We start from the raw sequence: 14846 nt of genomic DNA, 5'->3' as shown, positions 1-14846 counted from the left end.
AATTTAACCTTGAGAAGAAACTCTTCTCACAACGTCAACGATAGGTACTTAGCACACTAAGATGCAGAGACCTGTCGAATATAAAAAGGAAAAGGCTATGGTTCTTCACACGTGTCGTATTGTTTTATCAAACCAACAGGTTCTCACCAGTCAATCAGTCGAGCAGTCTCTCAGCTTTCTTGAAGACGAAGCGAGTAAGGGGATTTCTAAAATTGAGATTGACGCAACGGATGGCAATCAAATCCATTCATACCTGTCACACTCTCTTGAAGAGTCCATTGAGAATCTAATGAATCTCTAGAATTTTCGAAGAATAGTGCTTTGAAGTGATAGGGCTTTTAAAAAAGGTTACGCATACCAGGCTTAAACGGTTTTATCCGAGTTAGGGTTATCTCTGATTTGGCAATGAAGATCATCTCTGGTTTAAAACGAAAATGGCTCCCAACTATATAACTAGTTAGGAGCCATTTTTTATTGAATCTAATCAACAAAGCCGTTGCTTACCGCGAATGCCGTTACTCTGGTGCTTGTTCAGCGGCTTGTTGCAGCGTGTAGGCGGTCGATGGGTCAATCTCGTTAACCAGCTTCTCAACCTGCATGATCGCATCAACCGAGGTGCTGCTTTTACGGTAGCTGAGATAAATTGGGCGATACCAATCTTCTACCCCTTTCACCTTATGCAGCTGACCCGAATCGATAAAAGGTTCAACCATAGAAACAGGTAAATACGCACTGCCACCTTTCTCTAAGATGAAATCGAGGGCAATACGAGCCGTAGAGGTACGTAAATACGGAGCTGGAACTTTAGGGTGACGCTCTGCGTGTTCTGAACCGAAGCGCGTTCCCCAATCGACATACACATACTTATGTTGGAACACAGATTCCAGGTCATCTTGCTGCGTTGATACCAACACCAAAACCAAATCAGCGACTTTTTTACAGTTCAGCTCTTCTGCTTTAATCTGATCGAAGGCGAAAGCCATATCTAAGGTTCGCTCTAGCAAATTACGGTTCAGTTGCTCGCGCCCCATCACCTCAGCCATGAAGCCATAACCACCAAAAGAATCGGTCACTACGCTTAAACAGTTTTGCAGATACGCATCCCAAATATTCGGAGTGCCACCTAGTGTTAACTGCAAGGCTTTTCCACTCTCTAACGACAGCTCAAACTTGGCTTGTTGTAAGGTGGATACCATCACTTCAGCATAACCAATCAAACGCTCACCGGAAGAGGTAAGCTTGATGTTATTGCGGTCTCGAATGAAGAGCTGAGTATCAAAATAGCCTTCAAGCTGTTTGATCCGCGCACTCACCGCTGCTTGTGTTAAATACAAGTTTTCAGCTGCGCGCCCAAAGTGGCGCACCCTTGCAACCTCAAGAAAGGTTCTAAATACTTTCACATCCATCAAAAATACATCTCTGTAATAAATCTGCTAACTAGCCGATCTAGGATTGTTTATCGTAAAGGCAAAAACGTTTTGTTTCCTATTTTAGCCTTTTAACAATATTTTCGCGTGAGCAATAAACACTAATTTCTATCTAACCACATTACTGAGGCTGATATGTCTGAGACCGAATTCCGACACGGAAAAAAACGTTTTTATGACACCATTAAATTCCCACGAGGGTTCGCTAAGTCAGGTGATTTTACTCTTTCAGAAGAAGAAATCCTAACCTTGTTTGGTGACACTATGCTTGCACTTGAGACTGGTGAACTAACACCGACCAATGCTGAAGAAAGACATTTCATCAAAGTATTGGCTCACCCTCATAAGGCTAAGTCCAAGTTAGACCGTGTTTGGTTGAAGTACATTCAACTGGCTCGTGGACGCCGTCGCTTTCATACCCTAAACGGCTGCAAACGCGGTGAAGTGCCTAGGGAAGAATACGACAGAGAGTTAGTGTTAGAAGATTAGTAAAACTGCTCAAAGTGATACCTAATCACTTTGGGCTTTTTTTCATAGCATATTAGCGGCAACTTAAAACAAACACGTATCTTCTTCGTAATTAGTAAGTTTAGCCAACCTGTCCGGTTTTACCAATATTTATATAAAATTCATAGTGATAGCTTTGAATAATCACTATTCTTAAATATACCCATGCTCATTCACGCCTGTCGGTAATACTTCCTCACTTTTTCTCCTCTTTTTTGCACGGCAGTGCCACATAAGTATCACTCTTTGATCATACGTCCATTGCACTCCTGACCATCCATCCATCCATCCATCCATCCAACGAAACTTGTTGATCTTTCAGCCCCTGAATCAAACCCACCTGACGATATATGACAAACGTATTAATCTTGTTTAACGCTACCAAATATCCATACAATAATTGTGCAAATTTGAGAGTTCTGGTCACAGATACGACGAAAAAAGCAAAAACTTGACCTAAAACAATAGCGGAATTTAATAACTTATTTTATAATGCGAATTAATGTTTCAGAACACTATAAAATTTTATTTCTAGGGGCAAAATCAATGAGACTTATTCCATTAAGCAACAAAGCTAAAGTAGGTAAATGGGCTGCTCGTCACATCGCAGATTCTATCAACAAATTCGCTCCTACTGCTGAGCGTCCATTTGTTCTAGGTCTTCCTACTGGTAGCACACCTCTAACTACTTACGCTGCGCTAATTGAACTACATAAAGCGGGCGAAGTAAGCTTCAAGCACGTTGTAACATTCAACATGGATGAGTACGTTGGTATCGACCCTAACCACCCAGAATCTTACCGCACATTCATGCACGAGAACTTCTTCAACCACGTTGATATTCAAGCAGAAAACATCAACCTGCTAGACGGAAAAGCTGAAGACATCGATGCTCACTGTGCAGCATACGAAGAGAAAATCCGTTCATACGGCAAAATCAACCTATTCATGGGCGGCGTAGGCATCGACGGTCACATCGCATTCAATGAGCCAGGTTCTTCTCTATCTTCACGCACTCGTATCAAAACGTTGACTGAAGACACTCGTATCGCGAACTCTCGTTTCTTCGATGGCGACATCAATCAAGTTCCTAAATACGCACTAACTATCGGTGTTGCTACTCTTCTAGATTCTGAAGAAGTAATGATCCTTTCTCTAGGCCACAACAAAGCGCAAGCGCTTCAAATGGCTATCGAAGGTTCTGTAAACCACATGTGGACTGTTACCGCTCTACAGATGCACCGTAAAGCTATCATCGTTGCTGATGAGCCAGCTCAACAAGAGTTAAAAGTTAAGACTCTACGCTACTTCCAAGAGCTAGAAGCTGAGAACATCCAAGACCTATAATCCGCATAGTCTTGGATAGAAGGGCGTTTTTAATAAAGAGAGCGTCTTGAATAGAAAAAGCCACTGAATGTGGCTTTTTTTGTACCTGCTGCTTTTGTGTTTAATGGGAAGAGAGGTTTCGGGTATTTTTTATAGACACAAAAACAACAAAGCGATTTCTCCAACGAGAGAAACCGCCATCATTTTAAACTTTGTATTGATACGAACGAACAGCTACAAGATATGTAGGATGCGAAACAAGATAAGCAGGACTGCAAACTAGAACTAAGAACTCAGTGCGTTATCTCGGCATAAGGTCGTGATAATGTCAGTGATAGCCAAAACGATCGTCGACTTCACTTTCTGATTGTGTCGACCCAAGAACATTTGAAGCATTGGGCCAGACATGGTTTCCACCATCTCCGCATCATATTCGATAGGCATAATACGCTGAACCGCGTGCACCTTGTTGAGCTCAAATATAATGTCGACTTCTGTGAAACTGGTGTCTTCACCCTGTATTTTCGCCCACTCTTTCAAGGTAACGAAAATCTCTAAATCATCGTAGAGCTCTTTACTGATCACACCAAGCCCTAATAGTAGCTTAGCGCGGATCATAATCTCGCCCAACGGCCCGCCACTGTTGAGAAGTGGTTCAACAACAAATTTAATTGCCGTGTCGTCTTTCTTGAAAATGTTTTTTAATACGGCATCTACCGTGTCATCCAATGCATCGTAAGCCGCCATTAGACAGGCGCTAGCGCTCTCAGCTTCAGATAGGGCTTCGAGTAATTCAGTTTCGTGGCTAGTTTGTATTGGCATAACGGCTCGACAATAAGAAAGTGCCACTGGTGTGGCACTTTGATGGTTTATCATTTCAATGCTAGATAAGCTTCTTCCGCTAGTTTAACAACTTCTGAGTCACTATTCAGCTCAGAATAATGCGCTAATGTCTCAGCAAACCCTTTTTCTGCGAACATTGCCTGAAGTTCAACCGCTTGAGGGTCATCTTCATTCTTGTAATGGAAAGCCGCTGCAATCGCTTTTACGAGATGAGCGTTTGGAAGACCATACTCCAATGTGCCGTTTAATGGCTTGACTAGGCGGTCTTGTGGGCTCAGTTTACGAATTGGCTGACGACCAACACGGTCTACTTCATCACGTAGAAACGGGTTAGCAAAACGACCAAGAATCTTTTGGATGTACGCAGCGTGAGCTTCTGGATCAAAGCCGTAACGCTTAATCAGAACCGCACCACTCTCTTCCATCGTTGCTGTTACTTCAGCGCGGATTACGTCATCTTCGATAGAGTCTTTGATTGTCTCGTGACCTGCAAGCACACCAAGGTATGCCGTTACCAAGTGACCCGTATTTAGCGTGAACAGTTTACGCTCAACGAAAGCCATTAGGTTGTCAGTGCATTCCATACCTGGGATGTTTGGAATCTCACCCTTAAATTGTGTTTGATCTACGATCCACTCGCTGAACGTTTCAACGGTTACGGCTAGAGGGTCTGTTTCGCCCGCTTCTGCCGGTGGAACAATACGGTCAACCGCTGAATCAACAAAGCCAATGTGCTCTTCCGTGAACGCTTTCATTTCATCAGAAAGGTGCTCTAACACTGCTGCCTTTAATTGGCTAGTACCGCGAACCATGTTCTCTGCCGCGATAATGTTCATTGGTGCCGTGTTGTTTGCCGCAGCACGTTTTTCAATACCTTGAGCGATCGATTTAGAGATAATCTTAAGAACCGTTGGGCCTACCGCTGTTGTTACAAGATCAGACTCAGCGATGCAATCTACTACAGCGCTTGTCGCTGAGTTTACTGCTGTCACGTTCTTAACCACTTCCACAACACACTCTTCGCCAACAATCTTAACTGGGTATTCTTGGCGTTCAATTAACGCATTTACAACCGTTTCATTTACGTCAGCAAACGTAACCTTCATACCTGCATCAGAAAGAAGCTTACCAATGAAACCACGACCGATATTACCTGCACCAAAATGTAACGCTTTCATAATTTTGACCTTATAAATATTTGAATCTAGATAGCTAACGGCTCAACAACATGCCTTGACGACGTGCCCTAGGCATTAAGCAGTAAGCTATTCAGACTGAATCTTTAATAAACCGATAAAGAGTAAGACCGAAAATGAGGCCAGTGGGGGGACACCGGCCTCCTTCACTCAGGAGCTTGACTAGAGCGTATTAATTTCCGTTTAGAATACGTAGAACATCATCTGGGTTAGTTGTGTTCTGTAAGCATTCCACTGCTTCTTCGTCATCAAGTGAATTGGTAATAGCCATCAACACCATGTTGTGTTCATCGCCTTGTGCTGCAATACCGATAACCATCTTAGCGATATCATCTTCGTCTTCGCCCCACTGAATGCCTTCAGGGTATTGGCAGAACACGATGCCGGTTTTTTGTACGTATTGTTTTGCTTCGATTGTGCCGTGTGGTACCGCGATAGACTCGCCTAAGTAAGTAGACACAAGCTCTTCACGAGCAAACATACCGTCTACGTATTCAGGTGACACGTTGCCAAGTTTTACTAACTGGTCGCCAGCAAACTTGATAGCGTCTTCTTTCTGCGTAGCTTTAAGGCCAAGGAAGATACTGTCGTTAGTTAGTGCAAGTTTGTTGCCTTTCTGTGTAGGAGCGGCTGCAGTCACTGGCGCTTTTGCTTCGCCACTTTTTGCTTCTACAAGGTCTGCAACTAGCTGGTCGTATACAGCACCATCTAAGAAGTTGTTAAGAGACATATGCATTGCACCTGGTACGGTTTTACGTGCACGGTCTGTTAGGTCTTTGTGTGTAATAACAATTTGCGAATCAGCTGGTAGATTGTTGATTGCGTAGTTGGTTACCACAATGTTCAGGCCTGCTGCTTCTACTTTTTTACGCAGTAGACCGGCACCCATTGCACTTGACCCCATACCCGCATCACACGCTACATACACTGCTTCTACATCAGTTAGGTTCACGTTTGCACCTGATGCCGCACCTTTAGAAGACGCTTTCATGTCTTTCATTTGCGCTGATGCTTTTTCTAGTGAATCTTCGTCGTCACCTTGAGCTGCAGTCTTAAGTAGGATTGAAGCTACGATGAAAGACACAGCGGTTGATGCGATAACAGAAAGAACAACACCAACGTAAGAGCCTTTTGGCGTCATCAATAGAACTGCAAAGATAGAACCTGGAGATGCTGGAGAGATAAGGCCAGAATCAAACATTACGTTAGTGAATACACCTGTCATACCACCTGCGATAACAGCAAGAATTAGACGTGGGTTCATTAGTACGTAAGGGAAGTAAATTTCGTGGATACCACCTAGGAAGTGGATGATAGATGCGCCAGCAGCAGACTGTTTCGCACTACCTTTACCAAATACCATGTAAGCAAGTAGAAGACCAAAACCAGGACCTGGGTTCGCTTCAATTAGGAAGAAAATTGAACGACCAATCTCTTCAGATTGCTGGATACCTAATGGAGAAAAGATACCGTGGTTGATTGCGTTGTTTAGGAAAAGGATTTTCGCAGGTTCAACAAAGATAGAAGCTAAAGGAAGGGCACCAGCTTCAACCATTGCGTTAACACCAGCAGCAAGAGCACCAGACAGTACTTTAACTGCAGGACCAATCACAACGAATGCGATGATTGCGCAGATCATACCGATGATGCCAGCAGAGAAGTTGTTCACTAGCATTTCGAAACCACTCTTCACTTTACCGTGAACAGCTTCATCGAATTTCTTAATTGCGATACCACCTAGAGGGCCGACAATCATCGCTCCCATGAACATTGGGATATCAGTACCAACGATGACACCCATCGTTGTAATCGCGCCAACAACCGCACCACGGTCGCCGCCTACCATTTTACCACCAGTGTAGCCAATCAATAGCGGTAGAAGGTATGTGATCATAGGACCAACCATTGATGCTAACGTTTCGTTAGGCCACCAACCTGTTGGGATAAATAGTGCTGTAATGAAACCCCACGCAATAAATGCGCCGATGTTTGGCATTACCATATTGGATAAGAAACGACCAAAGTTTTGAACCTTAATCTTAGCTTCTGGTGATAACATAGGTAGAACCCCGTAATGTATTGGTTGGTCAAATGACCGAAAGTGTTTACTCAAAAGTCGATTAAAATGTATCACAACATTTCCAAAATGCACCTCGACCCATATTTCGTGACAAACATCACACACAAAAAACACTTTGGGGTTAGCAAGGGCATTGTAGATCACAAAAACAGCATGAATTTAAATTACAAAGCAAAATAAACGATAATAAATATCATTCAATGTAGATATAGATCACACTTACTTTTGTAATACTTAAAAATAAATAGTGACTTAAATCACACTTAATAAAAAACAGTATCTAGAATCTATAAATACCGTACAAAGGAACGCCGTATCATGCCTAATCCATATGCATCAGTATGGTTCTAAGCTTATTTTATGTAATTTAATTACACAAATAGAACCTAATCAACATTCTTAAATAAGACATGGCACTCTATTAAAAACATAGACCTGTGATCTGCAGTTCGCATTAATAGATGTGATATGGTATTTATCTGTTCAAATGATGTTTCCTAAACTTCCCTTCAACACCAACCCTGCAGTCACTCTGCGATTTGAGAAAACTATGTCAGACAAGATTTCCACATCAGCACTTGCGAAACACAAAGGGATTGAACCTAAAACTCTGTTCAGCGATTTAAAAATTGCTGGCTATATAGTGCGCTCACAAGAACGTTGGGTGCTCACAGAGCGTGGAGAAAGCTTTGGTGGAGAGTATGTAGAACACAAAAAGTTTGGTGTCTTTATAGTATGGCCAGAAAAACTGCTCATCGACTTAGACTCATTCTCAGGAAAAACGCTAACCGCGACTCAGTTGGGTAGTGCCTTTCAGCTCAGTGCAAAGAAAATCAACTTATTGCTCAATGAGCTTGGCTGGATAAAGAAAGAAGAAGACGGCTGGCACGTCACCTCAACGGGACTGAAGGCCGGTGGGGAGCAGAGAGAAGATAAAGCGACTCAGAACTTATTCGTGGTGTGGCACGATTCGTTAGTCCGCAATAAACGATTAAAGCAATCTGTTGTCGAGTTTTTAGGACACGATGCTGAAAGCCATTCTACTGATGTATCGTTTTCTAGCTTTCGCCAGAAGTTTGAAGCGAAACACCGAACCTTAGATGGGCACTATGTTCGTTCAAAAGGAGAGCTGATCATCGATAACTGGCTTTATATGGCGGGAGTGGTTCATGCATACGAACGTCCACTACCGATATCCAAACAAGTGATTAGTGATTTTTATCTGCCAAGTGGCAAGGTGTACATCCAGTTTTGGGGAACCGATTCAGCTCCCATAGCTGAAGAAAAACGCATTGAAACGAGAGAAATATACGGTGAGCATGGCTTTAGCTTAATCGAACTGACACCGGAAGATATCCCGAACCTAGATAGCGTACTTCCACCATTATTGCGTCAACATGGCATAAAGGCGTACTAAGTCACTGATCTTAGCTTTCCACTGTACATCAAGATCACACTTAATCACTCATTATGGACATTAAATTCCATAGTGATTTGATGTGTTCGCTATTTTTCCCGAGCCAATCTTCTATTATCTTACACCCATCGACTTGAGCTACCGCAGATACTCGATTTATTGGGGCATGTTCGATAGCCATTTAAGCGTTCAGCCTTTTAGAGGCTGACTGTTCTAGAAACGACTTCTATAGAGATATAGCCTAAATGCGTTATCCGTTTATTGTTGACGTTACCGAACATTAAACCCTACAACATTTATATTAATAGATATTAGGATTCAACATGACTCATCCAATCATTTCAGATCTAAACACTCGCTACACAGCTAAAAAATACGATGCAGAAAAACGCATCTCTGCGGAAGACATGGAAGTAATCAAAGAAGCACTTCGTTTGTCAGCTTCTTCTATCAACTCTCAGCCTTGGAAATTCATCATCATTGAGAGTGACGCAGCAAAACAACGCTTCCACAATACTTTCGAGAACATGTTCCAGTTTAACCAACCACATGCGAAAGAAGCGTCACATACGATCTTGTTTGCTCACGATCCTAAGTACACGAAAGAGAAATTCGCTAAGCGTGCTGACACAGAAGTAAGCTCTGGTCACCTACCCGCTGAAATGTACGAGCAATTCTTGGGTGCTTACGCATTCGCAGAAATGAACACAGACGAAACGGGTTTTAACGGTAACTGGACTAAGTCTCAAGTTTACATCGCGCTAGGTAACACACTGCACACACTAGCTCGTCTTGGCATCGCTTCAACACCTATGGAAGGCGTAGACGCAGCTCTGATCGGCGAAGAATTTGCTGACGAACTAGAAGGTCACGTTGTTGATGTAGCACTAGCTATCGGCTACCACAAAGACGGCGAAGACTATAACCACGGTAAACCAAAAGCACGTCTAGCGCTTGATGAGGTGGTTACTACACTGTAATAAATCCAATACATATGCATTATGTACTGATAGCTACAACGCTTTAATTTTTAAAACGCTTTTTCGTTTTACAAAAATATAGTTTTAACAGCACTTTAGACTGTTAGATTACACTGCCTTGTTTTGGCCAGACATTCGTCTGGCCTTTTTTGTATCTGTTATTTATCCAAGCAACTACCAATTACCAACCATCAACAACTTAGTCATAAAGACACGTTAAGTTTATTTTGATTACACATATAGCAGTGTCATAAAGACACATCATGACAATTAAAAACCAAACAAACATCATAAAAACAAATACTTAAAAACATGGCACAACTAGTGCAATAGGAGCCTTAGATATTTAAATAAGGTATTATCATTATGACTATTCACGTTAAATCAAATGTTCATTGGGTCGGTGTCCACGATTGGGAAACCGAGCACTTCCACGGTAAGGAATACCACATGAACAAAGGTACGAGCTATAACTCATACCTGATCCGTGAAGAGAAGACAGTGCTTGTCGATACTGTCGATCATCGCTTTACTGAACAATTCCTTGCAAACCTAGAGATGGAAATCGATATCAACGAGATCGACTACATCATTTGTCAGCATGCAGAAGAAGATCACTCAGGCGCCCTCTCTGCGCTACTGGCTAAAATTCCGAACACACCCGTCTACTGCACAGAAGCTGGCGTTAACTCTATTGTTGGCCATCACCACCAGCCTGACTGGAACTTCCGAACCGTTAAAACAGGCGACACGCTCGATGTCGGTAACGGCAAGCAACTCATCTTTGTTGAGATGAAAATGCTGCACTGGCCAGACTCAATGGCGACTTACCTAACCGGTGATGAAATCCTGTTTAGTAACGATGCTTTCGGACAACACTACTGCGACGAGAACCTATTCAATGACCAACTAGACCAAGTAGAGCTGCATGACCAATGTCTGCGTTACTTCTCAAACATCCTCACGCCTTTCGCGCCTTTGGTGAAAGCGAAGATAGAAGAAGTCTTGAGTTTAGGCGTGCCAATCGATGTTATTGCTACTTCTCATGGCTGTATTTGGCGTGACAACGCGACTCAAATCGTTGAGCAATATTACGAGTGGTCAAAAGCCTACAAAGAAGATCGTATCACCATTGTCTACGACACCATGTCCAATAACACTCGCATGATGGCAGACGCGATCGCAAAGGGTATTCGTAAAGGCAGCCCAGAAACAGCCATCAAGGTCTTCAATATCTCTAAGCACGATAAGAATGACATCCTTGCCAATATCTTCCGTTCAAAGGGCGTGCTTGTTGGATCATCGACCATGAACAATGTGATGATGCCGCAAATCGCCGCACTACTTGAAGAAGTACACGGCCTGCGCTTTGCAGAAAAAAGAGCCGCAGCATTTGGCTCTTCAGGGTGGACTGGCGGCGCAGTAAAACGCATCGATGCTCGCTTACGTGAAGCTAACTTCGAAGTGAGCGCACCTCAGCATATTCACTGGAAACCAGATACAGACGCACTTCGCCAATGTATTGATTACGGAATGACACTTGCTGAAGTTTGGCGTGTAAATCCAGACGAAGTCAGCGCACCAAAGCAAGTATCACGCAATGTTACACCGCTTGAAGCCACACCAGCACCGGCAAACACCACTGCCGAGCTCAAAGACACGACAGAGCAAGAAACAGAAGTAGCTCAAGATAAGTCAAACCACAGCGCAGACTGCACTTGCTGGCGCTGCACTGTCTGTGAATGGGTGTACGACCCACAATTGGGTGAACCCTACCAAGGCGTTGAACCAGGAACACCTTGGGCACAAGTGCCGGATGACTTCCTTTGCCCAGAATGCCATTTAGGCAAAGAAGTGTTTGTGGAGAAGTAATATGGAAAATATTGTCATTGTGGGTGGCGGTTTTGCTGCCCTACAAACCATCAAGATGCTCCGTAAAGCTGACCAAAATATCGCGATCACTATGGTCACAGCTGATGCGGGTATTGAATACAGTAAGCCGAATCTTTCGCATGTGTTTAGTCAGGCTCAAACACCTCAGCAGCTTGCGATCAATACTGCTCAACAATTAGCTGAGCTGCATAACGTTGTCATTAAAACCAACATTTGGGTAAACGAGATTAACACCGAGCAACAGTTTATTGTCGCTGGCGATGATGTCATCCCATACTCAAAACTAGTGCTGGCGACCGGTGCTACGCCTTTCATACCTGCTGCTGAGGGGTTGAGTGTTCAGGCAACGATTACTCTCAATAGCTTGGAAGAGTTCGAAAAACACAAAGCTCAGATCGACGCTGCGCAACGAATCACCGTTATCGGTGGCGGGCTCATTGGCGTCGAGTTAGCTTTCGACCTTCAAACTGCGGGGAAAAGTGTCACGATCATTGAACCAGCAAGTTATCTATTAGGTAGTTTGGTGCCACCTTTTATCTCTTTAGAACTGGAACGAGAGCTTCGTAAAGCCGGTGTGACAGTTGAGACGGATGCAATGGTAAGCCATGCCACCTATCTCGCTGACGGAGTAAGGTTACAAACGACCTCTTCTCGATTAATCAAAACCGATGTGGTCATCGCTGCAGCTGGGTTAATGCCAAATACAGCACTCGCGCAACAGACAGGAATGGCAGTAAACAGAGGTATCATCGTTGATGAAGCAATGAGAACTAACATCAAAAATGTCTATGCCATTGGGGACTGTGCTGAGATTCAAGGACGAGTAATGGCTTACCTGCAACCCGCGATATTAGCGGCCAACGTATTAGCGAAACAACTCACTACGGGTGAAGGAAAGCTAAGCTTGCCGCATATTGTGACTAAAGTGAAAACGCCTAGTTATCCGATTCAACTGGCAGGCCGTGATATTCAAACTGCTCAGAGTTGGGAGACTCGGTTTGATCCAAAAGGGATTGTCGCCAAAGGTTTTAATGAGGCAAACCAACTCGTCGGATTCATTGTCACAGGGGAACACACTAAAGCAGCATTTCCTCTGCTTAAAGAACTACAGACCAGCTCACCGGCATAAGATAAAATCTATAAGTTCGTATACGCTAGACAATAAAAAAGCCAGTCAACAGACTGGCTTTCTTGTATTCATCTTAGTGCGATTAGCTCATCGCATTTAAGCAAAGGCGAACATTAACCGATAAACGAGATGTAACCTTGAAGGATGATCAGGTTAACGATATCGATAAAGAAGGCACCAACGATTGGCACAACCATGAAGGCTTGTGGCGACGGACCGAATCGGTTCACCAAAGAACCCATGTTCATTACCGCTGTTGGTGTTGCACCTAGGCCGAAACCACAGTGACCACCCGCCATAACCGCTGCGTCGTAGTTAGAACCCATTACTTTGAACGTCACAAAGTAAGAGAAGATACCCAACACCACAGCCTGAACCGCAAGGATAACCAAGAACGGAATCGCAAGGTCAAAGATGTTCCAAAGCTTAAGGCTCATTAGCGCCATAGCTAAGAACAGCGACAATGACACCGTACCAAGAATATCGACCGTTTCACTGTCGGTTTTATGCAGCTTAGTCACTTCAAAAACGTTAGTGATGAACACACCGATAAACAACGCGTAAACGAAGTCAGGAATCATCAACCAAGAAATTTCAAAAGTCGCTACCCACTCTTCTAAGTATTTCGCCCCCGAGATACAGATTAGAAGAATGAACAATACTTCAATCACCTTCTTCGCTGTTACTTTGTCTTCTTCATACTCGTTGTAAGTAACAAGTTCAGGAAAACGCTCGTGGGTTTGTGTGCCAGTGCCGTACTCAGATTCAAGCTGGTTTTTATCAATCAGCTTTTGTGCTACTGGGCTACCGATAATACCACCGATGATCAAACCAAACGTCGCTGAAGCCATCGCGATTTCTAGAGTATTGGCAATGCCAAACGTGTCTGAAAAAGTTTGAGACCAAGCTGCGCCTGTGCCGTGACCACCCGAAAGCGTGATAGATCCAGCAATCAAACCCATCAAGGGTTCAAGGCCTAGTGCCGTTGCAAGTGTTACACCTACACCGTTTTGGATAATGATGTAAACCGAAGCCACCCCTAAGAATAGGAATACCTTAGCGCCACCTTTTATCAGCTGCGTGTAGTTAGCCGCAAGACCGACCGTTGCAAAGAACATCAACATAAAAGTGTTCTGCAGGGGCAAGGAAAACTCAAGATCAAGGCCGTTAAAGTGCAGGGCTGTAATAGCAAAAGCGACAATCAAGCCGCCGACAATGGGCTCTGGAATATTGTACTTTTTGAGAACCGGAAGCTTTGCATTGACGAAATGACCTAGAAACAAAACACTAATCGCGATTAGGAAGGATTCTAGTGGTCCAATTGAAATTAATTGATTCATATAACCTCTATTTTTTTACGTTCTCATCTTCCTTAATGAGTCTAGTTTTATCTGTAATTATCTGTGCTGCTCTACCTATATTTATACAAACTGGAGAGAAATTGTAGATTCGAAAAGCGAACACATTACTGCGTTCACTTGGTGCCATGTTAGTGACACGTTAACTTTTATAGGAGATAAAAGGATTTGTGACAAAAATCACCTCCAAAAAGTTGATAACGGCGTGAGTATCCTTGCCGCTGACTCTGCTTTTTTAATACCTAAAAAAGCAAAAAGGAGCTATTACTAGCTCCTCTTTCATCACCATCACTGGTAATTAGAATTTTTTCGGTGCGTAACCAGTCATAACCTCAATGCGAAGCTCTTTACCGATCTTCGTCATTGGGTGAACAATTACGAGCCCTTTTACAGACTTCTTAAGTTTACCCATATCCGCTTGCTCAGCTTTTGTAATCTCACGGCTAAATGGCATATCAACCAAAGACTTACGCTCTTGATTTACATCGAAGCTTTCTTTGTGTTTCAACTGAGCAATTTTCTTGGTTAGCTTCTTAATCTCGTCTTCAAATTGACGAACAACAGGGCGATCATTACGAGTTTTAGCAGCCGCTAACTTGTTGCGACATTTGTCTAGACGGTTGTTAATTTGTTGAAGTTCGTTTTTAACACTCATAATAATTTCCTAAGATTTAACAAGCCAATTCGGAT

Annotated in this window: 13 protein-coding genes; 7 read left to right on the top strand and 6 right to left on the bottom strand. The window is 43.2% G+C overall.

Features of this window, described 5'->3' with window-relative positions:
• The first annotated feature begins 97 nt into the window (after positions 1-97).
• On the top strand, positions 98-301 hold the full coding sequence (locus tag L3V35_RS05285; RefSeq protein WP_004732734.1) for a hypothetical protein: 204 nt from the start codon (positions 98-100) through the stop codon (positions 299-301).
• 214 nt (positions 302-515) lie between these two features.
• On the opposite strand, the gene L3V35_RS05280 is transcribed toward L3V35_RS05285, so the two are convergent.
• A complete protein-coding gene (locus tag L3V35_RS05280) occupies positions 516-1406 on the bottom strand; it encodes a LysR family transcriptional regulator (RefSeq protein WP_004732733.1) in 891 nt (296 codons plus the stop codon).
• Positions 1407-1562: 156 nt separating this feature from the next.
• On the opposite strand from L3V35_RS05280, the gene L3V35_RS05275 reads away from it, so the two are divergent.
• Positions 1563-1916 carry a DUF413 domain-containing protein gene (locus L3V35_RS05275; RefSeq protein WP_017092459.1) on the top strand — a complete coding sequence of 118 codons (354 nt, stop codon included), beginning with the start codon at positions 1563-1565 and terminating at the stop codon, positions 1914-1916.
• A 564-nt stretch (positions 1917-2480) separates the two neighbouring features.
• Entirely contained in the window at positions 2481-3281 is an 801-nt protein-coding gene (gene nagB / locus L3V35_RS05270; protein ID WP_004732731.1) for a glucosamine-6-phosphate deaminase, read from the top strand.
• A gap of 264 nt (positions 3282-3545) precedes the next feature.
• Here nagB and L3V35_RS05265 read toward each other — a convergent pair whose 3' ends face one another.
• From L3V35_RS05265 to L3V35_RS05255, 3 genes are all read right to left on the bottom strand, one after another.
• Positions 3546-4082, bottom strand: a complete 537-nt coding sequence (locus L3V35_RS05265) for an MltR family transcriptional regulator (RefSeq protein ID WP_237298735.1) — start codon at positions 4080-4082, stop codon at positions 3546-3548.
• 50 nt (positions 4083-4132) lie between these two features.
• The gene (locus L3V35_RS05260; RefSeq protein ID WP_009846102.1) at positions 4133-5281 is read right to left on the bottom strand and encodes a mannitol-1-phosphate 5-dehydrogenase; all 1149 of its coding nucleotides are present in this window, start codon (positions 5279-5281) and stop codon (positions 4133-4135) included.
• A 190-nt stretch (positions 5282-5471) separates the two neighbouring features.
• The gene (locus tag L3V35_RS05255; protein WP_054546108.1) at positions 5472-7358 is read right to left on the bottom strand and encodes a PTS mannitol transporter subunit IICBA; all 1887 of its coding nucleotides are present in this window, start codon (positions 7356-7358) and stop codon (positions 5472-5474) included.
• 571 nt (positions 7359-7929) lie between these two features.
• On the opposite strand from L3V35_RS05255, the gene L3V35_RS05250 reads away from it, so the two are divergent.
• From L3V35_RS05250 to norW, 4 genes are all read left to right on the top strand, one after another.
• A complete protein-coding gene (locus tag L3V35_RS05250) occupies positions 7930-8796 on the top strand; it encodes a hypothetical protein (protein WP_017075533.1) in 867 nt (288 codons plus the stop codon).
• 323 nt (positions 8797-9119) lie between these two features.
• Complete coding sequence (locus L3V35_RS05245) at positions 9120-9776, top strand: NAD(P)H-dependent oxidoreductase (protein ID WP_017075534.1); 657 nt, start codon at positions 9120-9122, stop codon at positions 9774-9776.
• Positions 9777-10142: 366 nt separating this feature from the next.
• Positions 10143-11648, top strand: a complete 1506-nt coding sequence (norV, locus tag L3V35_RS05240; protein ID WP_102561840.1) for an anaerobic nitric oxide reductase flavorubredoxin — start codon at positions 10143-10145, stop codon at positions 11646-11648.
• 1 nt (position 11649) lies between these two features.
• Positions 11650-12798: an NADH:flavorubredoxin reductase NorW gene (gene norW, locus L3V35_RS05235; RefSeq protein ID WP_171314222.1), complete on the top strand. Its 1149-nt coding sequence runs from the start codon at positions 11650-11652 to the stop codon at positions 12796-12798.
• Between the two features lie 113 nt (positions 12799-12911).
• Here the strand turns inward: norW and gltS are convergent, their stop codons facing one another.
• The gene (gene gltS / locus L3V35_RS05230; RefSeq protein ID WP_004732723.1) at positions 12912-14138 is read right to left on the bottom strand and encodes a sodium/glutamate symporter; all 1227 of its coding nucleotides are present in this window, start codon (positions 14136-14138) and stop codon (positions 12912-12914) included.
• Positions 14139-14454: 316 nt separating this feature from the next.
• Positions 14455-14811 (bottom strand): YibL family ribosome-associated protein, encoded by a 357-nt coding sequence (locus tag L3V35_RS05225; protein WP_004732722.1) that lies wholly within the window; start codon positions 14809-14811, stop codon positions 14455-14457.
• Positions 14812-14846: the final 35 nt, after the last annotated feature.

It is taken from the genome of Vibrio sp. L5-1 (assembly GCF_021728315.1).
GTDB classification, from domain to species: Bacteria; Pseudomonadota; Gammaproteobacteria; order Enterobacterales; family Vibrionaceae; genus Vibrio; species Vibrio splendidus_K.
The sequence above is the reverse complement of the archived record's forward strand: the minus strand, read 5'-3'. Positions and strand labels throughout refer to the sequence as shown.

What these genes read in the sequence shown, in the direction of transcription:
- L3V35_RS05285 (WP_004732734.1), top strand. Translation starts at nt 98, where the DNA reads ATGGTTCTTCACACGTGTCGTATTGTTTTATCAAACCAACAGGTTCTC.
- L3V35_RS05280 (WP_004732733.1), bottom strand. Translation starts at nt 1,406, where the DNA reads ATGGATGTGAAAGTATTTAGAACCTTTCTTGAGGTTGCAAGGGTGCGC.
- L3V35_RS05275 (WP_017092459.1), top strand. Translation starts at nt 1,563, where the DNA reads ATGTCTGAGACCGAATTCCGACACGGAAAAAAACGTTTTTATGACACC.
- nagB (WP_004732731.1), top strand. Translation starts at nt 2,481, where the DNA reads ATGAGACTTATTCCATTAAGCAACAAAGCTAAAGTAGGTAAATGGGCT.
- L3V35_RS05265 (WP_237298735.1), bottom strand. Translation starts at nt 4,082, where the DNA reads ATGCCAATACAAACTAGCCACGAAACTGAATTACTCGAAGCCCTATCT.
- L3V35_RS05260 (WP_009846102.1), bottom strand. Translation starts at nt 5,281, where the DNA reads ATGAAAGCGTTACATTTTGGTGCAGGTAATATCGGTCGTGGTTTCATT.
- L3V35_RS05255 (WP_054546108.1), bottom strand. Translation starts at nt 7,358, where the DNA reads ATGTTATCACCAGAAGCTAAGATTAAGGTTCAAAACTTTGGTCGTTTC.
- L3V35_RS05250 (WP_017075533.1), top strand. Translation starts at nt 7,930, where the DNA reads ATGTCAGACAAGATTTCCACATCAGCACTTGCGAAACACAAAGGGATT.
- L3V35_RS05245 (WP_017075534.1), top strand. Translation starts at nt 9,120, where the DNA reads ATGACTCATCCAATCATTTCAGATCTAAACACTCGCTACACAGCTAAA.
- norV (WP_102561840.1), top strand. Translation starts at nt 10,143, where the DNA reads ATGACTATTCACGTTAAATCAAATGTTCATTGGGTCGGTGTCCACGAT.
- norW (WP_171314222.1), top strand. Translation starts at nt 11,650, where the DNA reads ATGGAAAATATTGTCATTGTGGGTGGCGGTTTTGCTGCCCTACAAACC.
- gltS (WP_004732723.1), bottom strand. Translation starts at nt 14,138, where the DNA reads ATGAATCAATTAATTTCAATTGGACCACTAGAATCCTTCCTAATCGCG.
- L3V35_RS05225 (WP_004732722.1), bottom strand. Translation starts at nt 14,811, where the DNA reads ATGAGTGTTAAAAACGAACTTCAACAAATTAACAACCGTCTAGACAAA.